Source organism: Labrys sedimenti (assembly GCF_034424805.1).
Taxonomy (GTDB): Bacteria; Pseudomonadota; Alphaproteobacteria; order Rhizobiales; family Labraceae; genus Labrys; species Labrys sedimenti.
Genome location: NZ_JAXOUF010000001.1, coordinates 46,264 through 61,385, shown reverse-complemented (window position 1 = coordinate 61,385; position 15,122 = coordinate 46,264). Strand labels below are relative to the sequence as shown.

General features: G+C 62.4%; 17 protein-coding genes. 4 read left to right on the top strand and 13 right to left on the bottom strand.

Annotation, left to right across the window (positions count from 1 at the left end; translation table 11 throughout):
• Nucleotides 1-111: 111 nt before the first annotated feature.
• Complete coding sequence (locus U1R88_RS00245) at nucleotides 112-885, top strand: TrmH family RNA methyltransferase (RefSeq protein WP_322429508.1); 774 nt, start codon at nucleotides 112-114, stop codon at nucleotides 883-885.
• Between the two features lie 154 nt (nucleotides 886-1,039).
• Here U1R88_RS00245 and U1R88_RS00240 read toward each other — a convergent pair whose 3' ends face one another.
• From U1R88_RS00240 to pyrE, 9 genes are all read right to left on the bottom strand, one after another.
• Nucleotides 1,040-1,579 carry a hypothetical protein gene (locus U1R88_RS00240; protein WP_322429507.1) on the bottom strand — a complete coding sequence of 180 codons (540 nt, stop codon included), beginning with the start codon at nucleotides 1,577-1,579 and terminating at the stop codon, nucleotides 1,040-1,042.
• Nucleotides 1,580-1,643: 64 nt separating this feature from the next.
• Entirely contained in the window at nucleotides 1,644-2,375 is a 732-nt protein-coding gene (gene recO / locus U1R88_RS00235) for a DNA repair protein RecO (protein WP_322429506.1), read from the bottom strand.
• Nucleotides 2,376-2,486: 111 nt separating this feature from the next.
• Nucleotides 2,487-3,401, bottom strand: coding sequence for a GTPase Era (era, locus tag U1R88_RS00230; protein ID WP_322429505.1), 915 nt, complete (start codon nucleotides 3,399-3,401; stop codon nucleotides 2,487-2,489).
• Nucleotides 3,402-3,638: 237 nt separating this feature from the next.
• Nucleotides 3,639-4,352, bottom strand: coding sequence for a ribonuclease III (gene rnc, locus U1R88_RS00225; protein ID WP_322429504.1), 714 nt, complete (start codon nucleotides 4,350-4,352; stop codon nucleotides 3,639-3,641).
• Complete coding sequence (gene lepB / locus U1R88_RS00220) at nucleotides 4,349-5,029, bottom strand: signal peptidase I (RefSeq protein ID WP_322429503.1); 681 nt, start codon at nucleotides 5,027-5,029, stop codon at nucleotides 4,349-4,351. Before lepB (U1R88_RS00220) ends, rnc begins: the two co-directional genes overlap by 4 nt.
• A gap of 71 nt (nucleotides 5,030-5,100) precedes the next feature.
• Nucleotides 5,101-5,901 (bottom strand): signal peptidase I, encoded by an 801-nt coding sequence (gene lepB, locus U1R88_RS00215; RefSeq protein WP_068287645.1) that lies wholly within the window; start codon nucleotides 5,899-5,901, stop codon nucleotides 5,101-5,103.
• Between the two features lie 377 nt (nucleotides 5,902-6,278).
• Nucleotides 6,279-6,686, bottom strand: a complete 408-nt coding sequence (gene acpS / locus U1R88_RS00210) for a holo-ACP synthase (protein ID WP_322429502.1) — start codon at nucleotides 6,684-6,686, stop codon at nucleotides 6,279-6,281.
• On the bottom strand, nucleotides 6,683-7,450 hold the full coding sequence (locus U1R88_RS00205) for a pyridoxine 5'-phosphate synthase (RefSeq protein ID WP_322429501.1): 768 nt from the start codon (nucleotides 7,448-7,450) through the stop codon (nucleotides 6,683-6,685). Before U1R88_RS00205 ends, acpS begins: the two co-directional genes overlap by 4 nt.
• 3 nt (nucleotides 7,451-7,453) lie before the next feature.
• Nucleotides 7,454-8,044 (bottom strand): orotate phosphoribosyltransferase, encoded by a 591-nt coding sequence (pyrE, locus tag U1R88_RS00200; protein ID WP_322430472.1) that lies wholly within the window; start codon nucleotides 8,042-8,044, stop codon nucleotides 7,454-7,456.
• Nucleotides 8,045-8,278: 234 nt separating this feature from the next.
• Here pyrE and U1R88_RS00195 point away from each other — a divergent pair, with 234 nt between their 5' ends.
• Nucleotides 8,279-8,623: a hypothetical protein gene (locus U1R88_RS00195; protein WP_322429500.1), complete on the top strand. Its 345-nt coding sequence runs from the start codon at nucleotides 8,279-8,281 to the stop codon at nucleotides 8,621-8,623.
• A gap of 44 nt (nucleotides 8,624-8,667) precedes the next feature.
• On the opposite strand, the gene U1R88_RS00190 is transcribed toward U1R88_RS00195, so the two are convergent.
• Nucleotides 8,668-10,860: a RelA/SpoT family protein gene (locus tag U1R88_RS00190; protein WP_156771507.1), complete on the bottom strand. Its 2,193-nt coding sequence runs from the start codon at nucleotides 10,858-10,860 to the stop codon at nucleotides 8,668-8,670.
• A 179-nt stretch (nucleotides 10,861-11,039) separates the two neighbouring features.
• Nucleotides 11,040-11,417 (bottom strand): DNA-directed RNA polymerase subunit omega, encoded by a 378-nt coding sequence (gene rpoZ / locus U1R88_RS00185; protein ID WP_068287631.1) that lies wholly within the window; start codon nucleotides 11,415-11,417, stop codon nucleotides 11,040-11,042.
• Between the two features lie 433 nt (nucleotides 11,418-11,850).
• On the opposite strand from rpoZ, the gene U1R88_RS00180 reads away from it, so the two are divergent.
• Together U1R88_RS00180 and U1R88_RS00175 are read left to right on the top strand one after the other, a co-directional pair.
• Nucleotides 11,851-12,519, top strand: a complete 669-nt coding sequence (locus U1R88_RS00180; protein ID WP_082979707.1) for a LabA-like NYN domain-containing protein — start codon at nucleotides 11,851-11,853, stop codon at nucleotides 12,517-12,519.
• Nucleotides 12,520-12,742: 223 nt separating this feature from the next.
• Nucleotides 12,743-13,387: a uracil-DNA glycosylase gene (locus U1R88_RS00175; RefSeq protein WP_322429499.1), complete on the top strand. Its 645-nt coding sequence runs from the start codon at nucleotides 12,743-12,745 to the stop codon at nucleotides 13,385-13,387.
• A gap of 32 nt (nucleotides 13,388-13,419) precedes the next feature.
• Here the strand turns inward: U1R88_RS00175 and smpB are convergent, their stop codons facing one another.
• Both smpB and dapA read right to left on the bottom strand, forming a co-directional pair.
• On the bottom strand, nucleotides 13,420-13,893 hold the full coding sequence (gene smpB, locus U1R88_RS00170; RefSeq protein WP_068287624.1) for an SsrA-binding protein SmpB: 474 nt from the start codon (nucleotides 13,891-13,893) through the stop codon (nucleotides 13,420-13,422).
• A gap of 136 nt (nucleotides 13,894-14,029) precedes the next feature.
• The gene (gene dapA / locus U1R88_RS00165) at nucleotides 14,030-14,920 is read right to left on the bottom strand and encodes a 4-hydroxy-tetrahydrodipicolinate synthase (RefSeq protein ID WP_322429498.1); all 891 of its coding nucleotides are present in this window, start codon (nucleotides 14,918-14,920) and stop codon (nucleotides 14,030-14,032) included.
• Nucleotides 14,921-15,122 lie beyond the last annotated feature (202 nt).

The following is a 15,122-nucleotide window of genomic DNA, read 5'->3' as shown; positions in this document are numbered from 1 at the left end:
CTGTCAACCCAAAAGGCGACAATTGTCGACGAGTTTTTACACTTAATCGCGGACAGGGCTTTTTTTGGCACGCCAGCCATGCCATGGGCAGTCTCCGGAACGGAGATAGACATGAAGGACAGGGACCGCAGGGGCCATCGCGGCCACCATCGGGGCTATGCCGGCGAAGCAACGCTCGACACCGTGGTGATCTATGGCTGGCACCCGGTGCGCGAGGCGTTGCAGAACCCCAAGCGCAAGCTCAAGCGGCTGCTCGCCACCGAAAACGCCCTGAAAAGGCTGGCCGACGAGAAAATCGAGACGCGAATCAAAGCAGAAACCGTCCGCCCCGGCGAGATCGACCGCCTGCTCACACCCGATTCGATTCACCAGGGGCTTTATCTCGAAGCAACCCCCCTCCCCGCTCCCGCCTTCGGGGAACTCGGCGCCCAGGACATCGTCCTGGTGCTCGACCAGATCACCGACCCCCACAATGTCGGCGCTATCATCCGATCGGCCGCTGCCTTCAAGGTGGCAGCCATCATTACCACAGAGCGCCATTCGCCAGCAGCCACCGGCGTGCTTGCTAAGTCGGCGTCGGGCGGCCTCGAGCATGTGCCGGTCGTTTCCGTGCGCAATCTCGGCGATACGCTGGATGAAATGGGGGCGAGCGGCGTGACACGAATCGGTCTCGACTCGGAAGGACCGGCGACATTGGAGGGCACGGCGTTCGACGGACCGCTGGCGCTCGTGCTCGGCGCCGAAGGCAAGGGCTTGCGTCAACGCACGCGTTCGCTCTGCGATGCCCTGGCCCGTCTCGACATGCCCGGCGCGATCAAGAGCCTCAATGTCTCGAACGCCGCCGCTCTCGCGCTCTATGTCGCGCGGACGAGAATACCGGCCTGAAGCGCTTTTCGATCCGGCCGCCCCTCAGGGAAGCGCGCGAGCAATCCGGAGTGTCAGCCTCCGGCTGACATCCTGAAAACCAAGCGCTTTCCGGCACCCGAGATGTCAGCCGGAGGCTGACACTCCAGATCTCGCCCACATAAAAGCCACCGCTCTATTTCGAAGGTTCGAAATCCATGCTTTCGAGATTGGGCCGCGGCACCGGCAACGCTCTTGCCTCCTGGACCGGCTCGGGGCGCGGTGTGGGAGCAGTTGCGGGCGGCAGGACTTTCGCCGGGTCCATCTTCTTCGGCGCCGACAGGGTCGCGCTGCGCGGCTTCGGCAGAGCCGGACGCGGCAGGCTCTGGGGTGTTCCGACAACATTGCGCGGCGGGCGAAGCCGACGCATCGCCGGTCCGCGCTCCTCCGGCAGGACGTCATAAGACCCGTCGATATCGGGCTCATAAGCCGGGCTTCTCACCCAGGGGCGCGGATAGGCAGGGCGCGGATAAAAGCTGCGGGTCTCGTAGCCGCCATCGTCCTCGCGATAGATGGGCCTGGGATGATAGGGGCGCATGGGCGCCTCGAACTCGCCGCCCCAGCCGCCGCCATCACCGTAGAAGGGCGCGTCGCGCCAGCCTGCCTGGGCCTGCGTCAGGGGGACGGCGGCGAGAGAAAGCGCAATCGCCAGCAAGGAAACGGGGCGGATCGTCACAGCGGCATCCTCGAAAACTTCATCCGCCGCTCGTAGCCAATGACTTTGGCGGAATAAGGATTGGTTAACCCTTTTCTTGCCCCGCCACCAGACTCTCCAGCAGCACGCGCCGTCCCTCCGGCATGGCAAGGCCGCGCGGGGCAAAGACGTCGCGCTCGAGGAAATACTGGGTCAAACGCAAGGCATCTGCGATATCGCCAGCCTCCGGCATACCCTCTTCCCCACGCAGGAAGGCGGGCAAGCGCAACAAGCGGTCGTGCCAGGGGGCTCCGGCCTCCCGGCAAACGGCCCTCCCGCTCTTGGGCGAGACATAGACGAGGTCGTCCTGCCGGCCGGTAACGGCGCAGGCGACCAGATCGAGGCCGAAGCCGAGATCCGACAGGATCTCAAGTTCGAAGCGGGCGATCAGCGCCGGCGCCAGATCGCGCTCTCCGAGCACTTCGACGAGGTGGCCGAGCGCCTCATGGAGGCCGGGATGCGGATCGCGCTCCGGCAGCAGGCGGACGAGGGCCGCCACATGGGTCATGGCGAACAGGGCCTGCCGGGAGGAGAGGAAGCGGGCGGCATGCAATGTCAGCCCCTCGACGGCGAAATGCCCGAGATGGCCTTCGATCCGGGCGCGCCAGGTCAGCTGTACCTCATTGCCGGGCTGCAGTACCGGCTGCAATGTCCGCGAGCGCCCTCCCCGCACCATGCCGAGATGACGGCCGTGATCGCGGGTCATCGCCTCCAGGATCACGCTGGATTCACCGTGGCGACGCACACCCAAGATGTAACCGCTGTCGATCCATTCCATCTGGACTGCCTCGCCCTGAAAGAGGAACGCGGGGCTTGGAGTGTCAGCCTCCTGGCTGACATCGCGCAGAATGTCAGCCAGGAGGCTGACACTCCCAAAAAGGAACCCGCCTCAGGGCTTCTCCACCGGAAATTCCAGACCCATCTCGCGATAGCGCTCGGGATCATCGGACCAGTTCTCGCGCACCTTCACGAACAGGAACAGATGCACCGGCGCCTCTGCCATGGCCGTGATTTCCCTGCGGGCCGCCATGGAGATCGCCTTGATGGTCTCTCCGCCCTTGCCGATGACGATCTTCTTGTGCCCCTCGCGCGTGACATAAATCGTCTGCTCGATGCGGGCCGAGCCATCCTTCATCGTGGTCCAGGCCGTGGTCTCCACAGTCGATTCATAGGGCAGTTCGTCATGCAGGCGCAGGAACAGCTTCTCGCGCGTGATTTCGGCGGCCAGCGAGCGCAGGGGCGCATCCGAGATCTGGTCCTCGGGATAGAGCCAAGGCCCGGCCGGCATGATGGAGCCGAGATGGTTGGTGAGGTCCTCCACGCCGCTGCCGGTCAGCGCCGATACCATGAAGGTCTCGTCGAAAGATAGTCGCGCATTGACGGCCTGGGCAAGCTCCAGCAGCTTCTCGCGCTTCACCGCATCGATCTTGTTGAGGATGAGGATGCGCTTCTGCTTGGTGGCGGAGAGCTTTTCCAGGATCGCCTCATTGCCTTCGTCGAGCCCGCGCTGGGCATCGACGAGCAGGCAGACGGCATCGGCATCGGCCGCACCGCTCCAGGCGGTGGTGACCATGGCCCGATCGAGCCGGCGCTTGGGCTGGAAGATGCCGGGCGTGTCGACGAAGATGATCTGCGCGTCACCCGTCATGGCGATACCGCGCACGATGGCACGCGTGGTCTGGACCTTGTGGGTGACGATCGACAGCTTGGCGCCGACGATGGCGTTCATCAGCGTGGATTTGCCGGCGTTGGGAGCGCCGATCAGGGCGACGAAGCCGCATCTGGTGTTTGAAGTCTGGTTCATTTCAGCTTTCTAAAGCGTTTTGCGATTTGAGGAAATCATTTCAAATCGCAAAGACGCGTCGAAACGTGGAGCTAGAGCAAAGTGAGGTTCGCAGAAACCGCACCTTGCTCTAGCAGACATTGGCGTGCCGAAATACGGCTCGATTGGCCGATGTTGCACAGCAGCCGGGTTGATTCCTCGTTTGCCGGAGAGCTCGACGAGCCCGAAGGCTTATGACGGGGTGTTCCGCCGACCTGATCAGCCGCGACGCTCCTCCAGGGAAATGCCTTCCCGCGCCATGAAGGCGGCTGCGGCGGCCTGCTCGGCCAGGCGCTTCGACTTGCCTTCGCCTTCGGCCGACGTCAGCGTCTCTATGTCGACGGCAATCACGAAGCGCGGATTGTGATCGGGTCCGGTCCGCGAGACCAGGCGGTAGGTCGGCGCCTTCAGGGCCCTGCCCTGAGCCCATTCCTGCAGCGCCGTCTTGGCGTCGCTGGGCGGCCGAACGGGGGCGTGGAGCCGCTCGCGCCAAGCCTTTTCGACCACGGCGCGCGCCTTTTCGTAGCCGGCATCCACGAAGACGCCGCCGATCAGGGCCTCGCAGACGTCGCCCAGCGTGGTGACGCGCTTGCGCCCGCCCGAATGGGCTTCGCCGAGGCCAAGCTTGACGTGCGGACCAACGCCCCAGTCGGTGGCGACGGCTGCGCAAGTCTCCTTGCGCACAAGGTCTGAAAGCCGGCGCGACATGGCGCCTTCTTCGTCATCGGGGAAGACGCGGTAGAGCATGTCCGCGACCGCCAGCCCGAGCACACGGTCGCCGAGGAATTCAAGGCGCTGATAGCTCGCGAGCCGGCCTGGCCCATCGAGGAAACTGATATGGGTCAACGCCCGCTCCAGAAGAGAGCGATCGGCAAAGACATGGCCGAGCGCGGCTTCCAGTGTTTCGAGCGGAGGTTTCTTCTTCGAACTCATTGTATGATTTTAAACTGCCGCTGTTCGTCCTTGCCCGCCAAGACGAGAATTCTCCAGGCCTCTGCGACAAAATTGTCAGCCGGTATATAACCGATAGTGTCCAAATCGCGCGAGTCGTCGGAATTGTCGCGATTGTCGCCCATCAGGAAATAGCTGCCCTGCGGCACGACATATTCAGCGGTGTTATCGTAATAACCGCCGTCGCCTTGAATTTCGATAATCTCGTGTTGCGAGCCGTTGGGCAGAGTCTCGACATATTTCGGAACCTGCTTGTCTTGCCCGAACTCATCCTTGGTCAGATAAGTCCCGGCCTGCTCGCGCGGAACCACGGTGCCATTGATGAACAGCCGGCCCTGGCGCATTTGGACACGGTCACCCGGCAGGCCGATGACACGCTTGACAAAAATCGTTCTGCCATCCTTGGGCGTCGCAAAGACGCCCATATCGCCCTGTTGCGGGTTACTTGCCAGCAGCCGCCCCCTGAAACTGTCAGGCGGTAGGGGAAGGGTGCGCGCAGACACGCCATAAGCAAAACGCCAAGTCAGGATGTATTCACCGACCCGCAGCGTCGGCAGGTTGGAGCCGGACGGAACGTTGAAGAACCGAAATGTGCCCAGGCCAACCGCGAGCACGAGGCCGAGAATACCGGCGATGCCGAACAATAGCTTCTTCAACACGGATGCTTTCGGTGCTTGGTGGAGCTCGATGGCATCCGGGCCTGGACTGCCCCTCGTGCCATCGGCCTGGCCTATCGAATGAGTGAGAACAACCGGCTGCCGCGCACGGTCCACGGCCACTGCCAGAAAGCGAGTGGCGAGGCATCATCGGCGACGGAGAAGAAGATGATCTGCCCCTTGCCGACGAAATTGTCGAGCGGCACATAGCCGACGGCGGCAAGATCGCGCGAATCATCGGAATTGTCGCGGTTGTCGCCCATCATGAAGTAGTTGCCTGGCGGCACGACATATTCGTCGGTATTGTCATAGTAGCCAGTGTCGCCCTGGATCTCGATGACCTCGTGCTTCACGCCATTGGGCAGGGTCTCGATATATTTCGGCACCTGCTTGTCGCGCCCGAATTCATCCTTGACCAGATAGGTCCCGGCCTGCTCGCGCTGAACCAAGGTACCGTTGATGAACAGTCGGCCCTGACGCATCTGGATGCGGTCACCGGGCAGGCCGATGACGCGCTTGATAAAATCGGTCGAATTGTCCTTGGGCAGCTTGAAGACGGCGATGTCGCCGCGCTTGGGGCCTTCGCCGGCCCACAGGCGCCCCGATGGCAGAATGCTGGAAATCACCGGCACTGAATAGCGCGACCAGCCATAGCTGTACTTCGAGACCATGACGTAGTCGCCGACCAGAAGTGTCGGTATCAGTGAGCCGGACGGAATGTTGAACGGCTGGAACAGGGCCGTGCGGACCACCAGCGCGATGATGAGCGCGTGAACGATGATCTTGATGAGCTCGCCGATACCGCCATCTTTCGACGTCTTCTTGGCGGCGCCGCTGGTGTCGGGCGTCTTGTTCGGTTGGCTGGCCACGCTCATCGATCTTCCATCTTTGGAGGCGGTCCTTTGCGGGGACCGGAGCCTCGAAATATTGCCCCGATCCAAGATCCCACAAGAACCTTGAAATTACGCAAAGCTTCCGGAGCCGGCCCTGAGGCAAGCTCCGGAAGCTTTGTAACGAAACAACTCTGTTGCGGCTGCTATAACCCCTGCGGATTGAGGGTGCAACGACAGAGCCTGCCGGCCGGGCGTCTGGTGAAGCAAGGTCATGCGCCGAACGAGAGCGGGGTCCCTCCTCGTCGAGCGCCATACCTTGCCTGACGAAACGCCCGGGCAGCATCGATCATTCGCCGGAATGACGGATGCCAGAGACAGCATGATTTCGGCAATTGCACGGCGGCGGACAACCTTTCCTCTCAAGCTCGTGGCCGGGCCTCGATCACCACGAAGGCCTGCGCCAGGGGATGCTCGTCGGTCAGGCTGAGATGGAGATGGGCCTCATGCGCCTCGGGCAGCATCTCGCCAAGGCAGCGCAAGGCCGCGCCGCTCAGCCGCAATTCGGGCCGACCGCTCTCGGCATTGAGGACTTCCATGTCATGCCAGTGAATGCCCGCCATACCGTTGACGCCGGTTCCCAGGGCCTTGGAGCAGGCCTCTTTGGCAGCGAAGCGCTTGGCAAGGGTACCGGCCTTGTCGGCCCGGCCCGCGGCCTTGGCCCGTTCGCCTTCGGTGAAGCAGCGTCGTTCGAAGCGCTCGCCGAAACGGGCGAGTGCATCCTCGATCCGCCGGATGTCGCAAAGATCGCTGCCGATGCCGATGATCATCCGGCACGGCTCCGTCCAGCCGCCATTGCCGCTTTGACAGTGCGGATGCTCTCGGCGAGCCCGACGAATACAGCCTCTCCGATCAGGAAATGCCCGGTGTTGAACTCGGTGAATTCGGGCACAACAGCCAGGATTTCGGAGGTCTCGAAATCGAGCCCGTGCCCCGCATGCACTTCGAGGCCGAGGCCGGCGGCGATGGACGCGCCGAGCTTCAGGCGTTCGAATTCGGCGGCGGCGTGACCGCTCTCGCCCGAGGCAACGGCTTCGCACCAGGTGCCCGTATGCAGTTCCACGATATCGGCTCCCAGGGCTGCGCAAGTTTCCAGCACCGTCCTGTCCGGCTCGACGAACAGCGAGACGCGGATACCGCTGCCCTTCAGCCTTGGAATCGCCGCCCGCAGATTGGCCTCTGCCGCCCTGACGTCCAGCCCTCCCTCGGTAGTCCGCTCCTCACGCTTCTCCGGCACCAGGCAGACCGCATGCGGCTTCACGTCCAGCGCGATCGCCAGCATCTCGTCGGTCACGGCCATCTCGAAATTCAGCGGCGCCTTCACCTCGGCGCGAATGCGACGGATGTCGGCATCACGGATATGGCGGCGATCTTCGCGCAGATGGGCGGTAATGCCGTCGGCACCGGCCTCGACCGCCAAATGCGCTGCGCGGACCGGATCCGGCCAAAGGCCGCCGCGCGCATTGCGCACGGTGGCGACGTGGTCGACATTGACGCCGAGGCGGAGCACCTTGGGCAGGGCGGTCGCGGACATGGTTCAGGCCTGGTTCGAGAGAGAGCGGCTGCCGGGCTTGACAGCCGGCAGGGCGGCAAGTTCGGGTGGCAATTTGTCGGCCTCGAAGGTGGGAATGTCGAGTGTGGCAAGCGCCACCAGGGGCTTGCCGAGGTCGGCCTTGCCGCCCGAACGATCGATCAGGCAGGCCGCGCCGACGATTTCACCCGGCTGGTCGGCGATGGCGGCCAGGCATTCGCGTGAAGACAGCCCGGTGGTGATGATATCCTCCACCATCACCACGCGAGCGCCCTTGGGAATGGCAAAACCGCGCCGCAGCTGGAACTGGCCGTTCTCGCGCTCGACGAACAGCGTCTTGGCGCCGAGCGCGCGCGCCGTTTCATAGCCCGGCACGATACCGCCGACGGCCGGCGACACCACCATGTCGATGGGACCGTAAGCCGCGCGGATACGCTCGGCCAGGGCGCGACACAGGCGCTCGGTACGAGGCGGATCCGTGAAAACCAGGTTTTTCTGCAGATAGACGGCCGAATGACGCCCCGACGTCAGGATGAAATGTCCCTCCAGCAAGGCATCCGCCGCCCTGAATTCTGCCAGCACCTCATCCTGCGTCATCATCGTCTCCTCGTTTTTCCGGTTGTACGGGCTACGCTTCCGGGGCGTACAGATCAATGGCCGACACCGGTTGGAGGTCGAAAATTTCGTGAAGGCCCAACGGCGGTGTCCCGCTCTTGGATTGGCAACGGGAGTTTTGGACATGCCTTTGCGCATTCGGGAGACTTCGTCTAATCGCAACATGGTTCAGCCGCCAACTTCCCGTTGTTTCCCGAGATGCGGAGTGCGAGTGCCGTGAGAAAACTGATCTTCTGCCTGTCGCTGCTGCTCACCGGATGCACGATCGGTGACGACGGTATCCGGCCGCTCTTTTCGATGGGCTCGTCGGAACAGGCTTTCGTCGAGCGCTACGGCAAGCCCGATTTTCGCGCCGATGAAGGGGGCGCCGTTCGCCTGGTCTATCTCGGCAATCGTCTCGACTTCCGCCAGCGCGGCGACACGCCGCCCATTCCTCTGCCCGAGCAGAAGCGGATCCTGGCCCGCTATGGCCTGGCCTATGACCGCAATTGTGCCGTCCTCGTCAGCCTGATGTTCGGGCGGGTGATCGGGATGACCAGCATCGGCGGACAATGCAGCTAACCCCGCATCCGTAAAGCAGAGTCGATCGAAGGCGGGGCCCGTCGTCAGATCACGCGCTGAACCTCGCTCACCACCTTGCGGGCTCGCAGGCCATCGATGATGGCCAGCAGGTGCTTGAGGTCGTAGACTTCCATATCGATGATCATCTCGGTCATGTCGAAGGAACGGCGCTGCATGGCGAGATTATCGATATTGCCGTCTGTCTCGGCGATCACCTGGGCTATCTGCGCGAGCGTGCCCGGTTCGTTGATCGAAACTACCTGGATCCGGGCGGGATAGCGCTCGGCGCGCGCCGCCTCCAGATCCCAGCGCACGTCGAGCCAGAGTTCCGGCCTGTCCTCGAAATCGGCGAGCGCCTGCGACTGGATCGGATAGATGGTGATCGCCTCGCCCGGCGTGAGGATTGCCACGATACGGTCCCCGGGTACCGCCCCTCCTTCGGCAAAGCGCACCGGCAGATCGCCCATCAGACCGCGCACCGGAATGGCAGCCTTGGCCGGATCCCCGCCCCCAGGCAGCTTGAAGCGCAGATTCTGGCCGCCCTGCAGGCCGAACCAGGTCTCGTCGAGCCCGGCGGCGGCATGGCTCGACTGTTCGAGCTTGAAGTCCGGGAACACCGCCCGCACCACATCCTGCGAACGCATTTCGCCGCGGCCGACGGCGGTGAGCACATCGTCGACGCTCTTGCGGGCCAGCCGCTTGAGCGCCCCCTGCAAGGCATCGGGGCTATAGGTCTTCTCCAACCGTTCGAAGGCGCGCTCGATGATGCGCTGGCCGAGCCCTGCATATTGCGCACGCACCGCCGTGCGCGTGGCGCGGCGGATGGCGGCCCGAGCCCTGCCGGTGACGACCAACGTCTCCCAGGCCGCCGGCGGCGTCTGCTGCTTGGCGGTGATGATGGCAACCTCGTCGCCATTGTAGAGTTCGGAGACCAGCGGCGTGGTGCGGCCATTGACGCGGCAGCCCACCGCCGTGTTGCCGACATCGGTATGCACGGCATAGGCGAAATCGATGGCGTTGGCCCCGCGCGGCAAGGTGATCAGCTTGCCCTTCGGCGTGAAGCAGAACACCTGGTCCTGGAACAACTCCAGCTTGGTGTGCTCGAGGAACTCTTCCGGATTGTCGCCTTCGGCCAGCATCGCCATGGTTCGGCGCAGCCAGGCGAAGGCTCGACTCTCTCCTTCCAGACGCAGGCTATCGCCAGCCTTGTTCTCCTTGTAGAGGGCGTGGGCGGCGATGCCGAACTCGGCGATGCGATGCATCTCCTCGGTGCGGATCTGCAACTCGACGCGTTGATGGCCCGGACCGATCACCGTGGTGTGCAGCGAACGATAGTCGTTCTGCTTCGGCGTGGAGATGTAGTCCTTGAAGCGGCCCGGTACGAGGGGCCATTTGGTGTGGACGAGGCCGAGTGCGCGATAGCAATCCTCCACCTTGTTCACCAGCACGCGGAAGGCGAAGATATCGGAGAGTTGCTCGAAGGCGACCTGCTTCTGCTCGGTCTTCTTGAAGATCGAATAGGGCCGCTTTTCCCGCCCCTTGACCGTCGCCTCGATGCCGCGCTCCTGCAGCCGCTCGCGCAGATCGTTCTCGATCTCCGCGATCAGCGCGCCGTTGCGACGCTTCAAGCCTTCCAGGCGGCGGACGATGGTTTCGTAATGGGCCGGCTGCAATTCGTGGAAGGAGAGGTCCTCCAATTCCTCGCGCATGTCCTGCATGCCCATGCGCCCGGCAAGCGGGGCGTAGATGTCGAGCGTCTCCTGGGCAATCCTGGCGCGCTTCTCGGCCCGCATGAAGTTGAGCGTGCGCATGTTGTGCAGGCGATCGGCGAGCTTGACGAGGAGAACGCGCACGTCCTCGACGATGGCCAGCAGGAGCTTGCGCAGGTTTTCCGCCTGCTTGGCTTCCTTGGAAACCAGATCGAGCTTCTTGATCTTGGTCAGCCCGTCAACGAGCGCCGCAATCTCCTTGCCGAAGCGGCGTTCGATCTCGCCGCGCGTGGCGTCGGTATCCTCGATGGTGTCGTGCAGCAGGGCGGCCGCGATGGTGGCGTCGTCGAGCTTGAGATCGGTGAGAAGCGAGGCCACCTGCAAGGGGTGGGAAAAATAGGGATCGCCTGAGGCGCGAAACTGGGCACCATGCTTTTGCATGGCATAGACATAGGCGGCGTTGAGAAGATCCTCGTTCACGGCCGGGTTATAGGCCCGCACCTTGTCGACGAGTTCGTATTGCCGCATCAGGCGAAATGGCGCCGTCACTCACAGTCTCCCGCCGGCGGCGTTGCCGCGCCCGGCTCACCTCGTTACCGCGCTTCGGTCGAACCGAAGCATCACGCTATTCAATACGGGTGCAGCGCAAAAGAAAAGCGGGCCGGTGGTGCCGGCCCGCTGAAATTGCCTGGGAGGAAGCGAAGTGCTTATTCCTCGTCGTCCGAGCCGTTGTTGGCCGGCGGCACCAGCCCTTCCAGGCCGCGCAGCAGGTCTTCTTCCGACATGCGGTCGAAAGCGACGTTGTCGTCGGAATCGCCGGCGGTGAGAGCGGCCGGATCCGATTCGGGCTCGTCCACCTCGACATATTTCTGCATCGAGTGGATCAGGTCTTCCTTGAGGTCGTCCGGGGTCAGGGTTTCATCTGCGATCTCGCGCAGAGCCACCACCGGGTTTTTGTCACGATCGCGATCGACCGTCAGCGCAGCGCCGCCGGCGATCATGCGGGCGCGATGGCTGGCCAGCAGAACCAGCTCGAAGCGGTTCTCGACCTTGTCGATGCAATCTTCCACCGTGACGCGGGCCATGGCGACGCCTTTCTGTACCGTGTTTTGGGATCAAGCGCGCCAACTACACCGTCAACCAAGTTTGTGCAACCCCAAAAGGCCAATCCGTGGTATCCTCCCGCCTTCGAGGTCGCGAGATTGACCACAAGTTCTACCTCATTCGACTTACATATCGAGGCTGCTCGTCTCGATATTGCAATAATCCTGTCAACACTCTCATTGGAAAACACTCAATCTAACGACAATGCTGATAGCCTTGACATTCTATACCGCGATAGGCACAAGCTGAATGTATCGGACCTAAACTTGCCGTTGCTGCCGTTCCGCTGGGATTACACAGAGGGCCTCCTCTCGATGTTGCCCTTGGGATTAATTCTAGACTGTAATTTAGACCGATTTCAATCGCATTCGATCAAACCGAGCATCAGCAGAACGAACCTCAACTGGCAGAAGAATGAACAACACCCAGGAACGCATCGCTCTCTTTATTGACGGCGCCAATCTTTACGCAACGGCGAAAAGCTTGGGGTTTGATATCGACTACCGGAAAATGCTCAAGGAGTACCACAGCCGCGGCTATCTGGTGCGAGCGTTCTATTATACCGCCCTGGTGGAGGACCAGGAGTACTCGTCGATCCGTCCGCTGATCGACTGGCTGGATTATAATGGCTATGCCGTCGTCACCAAGCCGACCAAGGAATTTGTCGATTCCACCGGCCGCCGCAAGGTGAAGGGCAATATGGACATCGAGCTTGCCATCGATGCCATGGAATTGGCCGATCACATCTCGCATATGATCCTGTTTTCCGGCGACGGCGATTTCCGTTCCCTGGTCGAGGCTATGCAGCGCAAGGGGGTGCGCGTTTCCGTGGTCTCCACCATCTCGACCCAGCCGCCGATGGTCGCTGACGAATTGCGCCGCCAGGCGGACGAGTTCGTTGACCTCGTCACGCTTCAGAGCAAGATCGGTCGTGATCCGTCGGAGCGTGCCGTGCGCGGACAGGCCGGCGGCAATTTCCCGGCCGGTCCCGCGCCGACCCGCCAGCCGCCCCAGCAGGGCTTCGCCGGCCAGACCCCTGGCTTCATGTCGGCGAATTCGAGTGGCCAATCAGACGATCAATAGGTCGAGAACTCGCCTCGCACGATTGATTGGTGCGTTCCATTGGCGGGAGCCTGCCTGCTGGCTCCGTCCGCACCAGGGTCTCGTTCCGGGGCCCGGGCGTTTGCGATTTGACGGAATCGGCGAGAACCGCAAAGACGCTCGAGCCAATCCTTCTGATAGGCTTGGAAACAGGGAGCGAGAACAAGCTGCGCTTTCTTCCAGACGCCTTTTGTTCGAGTAGTCGATGACCGCAAGCCAATTCCAAGAACCTGGGCGCGACTGCCCGCTCTGCGAGAGGCTCGTCGCCTTCCGCCTGCAGGCACGTGCCAAGCATCCCGATTGGCACAATGCGCCGGTTTCCAGTTTCGGTCCGGCCTCTGCGCGGCTGCTGATCGCCGGCCTAGCGCCGGGGCTCCAGGGCGCCAACCGGACCGGAAGACCCTTTACGGGCGATTGGGCCGGAGATCTGCTCTACGAGACACTGGGCGATTTCGGCTTTGCCACCGGAACCTATGACGAGCGCCCGGACGACGGCCTCGAACTCGTCGATTGCCGCATCACCAACGCCGTGCGCTGCGTGCCGCCCGAGAACAAGCCGATCGGCAGCGAAATCGCCGCCTGCCGTCCCTTCCTGGCCAATACGGTCAAGGAAATGGCGAAGCTCAAGGTCATCCTGGCACTCGGCAAGATCGGGCATGACAGCGTGGTCACGGCCCTCGGCCGCAGGCCAGCCCACTTTCCCTTTGCCCATCACGCGCAGCACGACATCGACGGCCTGAAGCTCGTCGACAGCTATCATTGCTCCCGCTACAACACCAATACCGGCCGCCTGACCACACCGATGTTCCGCGCGGTCTTCGAGACCGTCCGCGACATTCTCGACCGCTGAAAAGTCCCTTCCGGACGCCGGTCTATTGGCCGTCAGCCCTTGTCCCGCAGCAGACGTCCCTTTTCGCGCTGCCAATCGCGCTTCTTCTCGGTCTCACGCTTATCGCCCAGGCTCTTGCCGCGGGCGAGAGCCAGCTCGATCTTGGCCCTGCCCTGCTCGTTGAAATAGAGCTTGGTGGGTACGATCGTCAGGCCGTCGCGCTGCACGGCACCGATCAACTTGTTGATCTGGCGTTTATGCAAAAGCAGTTTGCGCGGACGCTTGCGCTCATGGTTGAAACGATTGCCCTGCAGATATTCGGGAATGTCCGCGTTGAAGAGCAGCAACTCTTCGCCGGATGGTCCGGCATAGGATTCGCCGATCGTCGCCTTGCCCAGGCGCAAAGATTTCACTTCGGTTCCGGCCAGCACGATCCCGGCCTCGAAGGTGTCGATCAATTCGTAGTTGAACCGAGCCTTGCGGTTGTCGGCAACCAGCTTGCGAGCACCGTCCTTCTTGTCCGCCACGTATCACCTGGAGAGAGTCTTCAAGCAAAATGCTCGAAATAGACTCTACCTTCTTGTTTTTCGAAGCGTTTCCTCGATCAGGCAGAGTGCCTGACCATTTCGGACGGAGAGGGATTGCCTCCCCCGCTTCAGTGTTTCAATTGAGCAACCCGGCATGCACCATCGCTTGCCGGATCTGGGTACGTGCCCCATCCGTTACCGGCAGCAGCGGCAGCCGCACCTCTTCCTTCAGGCGCCCCAGCATGGCCAGGCCGCATTTGGCCCCGGCAAGCCCCGGCTCCAGAAAGGTCGCCCCATGAAGTGGGATCAGGCGGTCCTGAATTTCAAGGGCTGAAGCGTAATCTCCGCGCAGCGTCGCCTCCTGCAAGTCCGCACACAGCCGCGGCGCGATGTTGGAAACCACCGAAATGCAGCCCTGGCCACCGGCCGCGTTGAAGGCGAGAGCCGTCATGTCCTCACCGGAGAGCTGGATGAAATCCGGCCCGAGTTGCTGGCGCTGCTGCGACACGCGGGCGAGATTGCCGGTGGCATCCTTCACCCCGATGATGTTCTTGAGTTCGTAGAGGCGCTTCATCGTCTCCACCGACATGTCGACGACCGAACGCGGCGGGATGTTATAGATGAAGATCGGAATGCCGATGGCGTCGTTGACAGCCTTGAAGTGCTGGTAGAGCCCTTCCTGGGTCGGCTTGTTGTAGTAGGGCGTCACCACCAGCACGGCATCGGCGCCGGCCTTTTCAGCATGACGCGCCAGATCGATGGCCTCGACGGTATTGTTCGAGCCGGCGCCGGCAATCACGGGCACGCGACCATTCGCCTGGGAAATACAGATCTCCACCGCCCTGTGATGCTCGGCATGGCTAAGCGTCGGGCTTTCGCCGGTGGTGCCGACAGGCACGAGGCCGCTGGTGCCCTCGGCGATCTGCCAGTCGATCAAGTCACGAAAGCCTTTCTCGTCGATGGCGCCGTCGCGGAACGGCGTCACCAAAGCGGTGAGCGACCCTCTGAACTTTGCCTTCGACATCATCTCAACTCCACGGATTCCAATCGGATGGCTGCCCTGATGATCTCAGCCGGGGCCAGACATATACGAGCCACCCGGTCACGAAAAGAGCATTGGCGCCGATTGGGGGCCGAAAACGCCCCATTTCAACGGGATGATCTTCGCATCGCTCTGGTTAATGGAATGAGTCGGCCCCAGATTGCCACTTTTTAAGGCAGCAGCCCCG

What these genes read in the sequence shown, in the direction of transcription:
- dapA (WP_322429498.1), bottom strand. Translation starts at nt 14,920, where the DNA reads ATGATGTCGAAGGCAAAGTTCAGAGGGTCGCTCACCGCTTTGGTGACG.
- rnc (WP_322429504.1), bottom strand. Translation starts at nt 4,352, where the DNA reads ATGAGTTCGAAGAAGAAACCTCCGCTCGAAACACTGGAAGCCGCGCTC.
- U1R88_RS00180 (WP_082979707.1), top strand. Translation starts at nt 11,851, where the DNA reads ATGAACAACACCCAGGAACGCATCGCTCTCTTTATTGACGGCGCCAAT.
- acpS (WP_322429502.1), bottom strand. Translation starts at nt 6,686, where the DNA reads ATGATCATCGGCATCGGCAGCGATCTTTGCGACATCCGGCGGATCGAG.
- recO (WP_322429506.1), bottom strand. Translation starts at nt 2,375, where the DNA reads ATGGAATGGATCGACAGCGGTTACATCTTGGGTGTGCGTCGCCACGGT.
- U1R88_RS00245 (WP_322429508.1), top strand. Translation starts at nt 112, where the DNA reads ATGAAGGACAGGGACCGCAGGGGCCATCGCGGCCACCATCGGGGCTAT.
- era (WP_322429505.1), bottom strand. Translation starts at nt 3,401, where the DNA reads ATGAACCAGACTTCAAACACCAGATGCGGCTTCGTCGCCCTGATCGGC.
- U1R88_RS00175 (WP_322429499.1), top strand. Translation starts at nt 12,743, where the DNA reads ATGACCGCAAGCCAATTCCAAGAACCTGGGCGCGACTGCCCGCTCTGC.
- U1R88_RS00205 (WP_322429501.1), bottom strand. Translation starts at nt 7,450, where the DNA reads ATGTCCGCGACCGCCCTGCCCAAGGTGCTCCGCCTCGGCGTCAATGTC.
- lepB (WP_068287645.1), bottom strand. Translation starts at nt 5,901, where the DNA reads ATGAGCGTGGCCAGCCAACCGAACAAGACGCCCGACACCAGCGGCGCC.
- pyrE (WP_322430472.1), bottom strand. Translation starts at nt 8,044, where the DNA reads ATGACGCAGGATGAGGTGCTGGCAGAATTCAGGGCGGCGGATGCCTTG.
- U1R88_RS00190 (WP_156771507.1), bottom strand. Translation starts at nt 10,860, where the DNA reads ATGCGGCAATACGAACTCGTCGACAAGGTGCGGGCCTATAACCCGGCC.
- rpoZ (WP_068287631.1), bottom strand. Translation starts at nt 11,417, where the DNA reads ATGGCCCGCGTCACGGTGGAAGATTGCATCGACAAGGTCGAGAACCGC.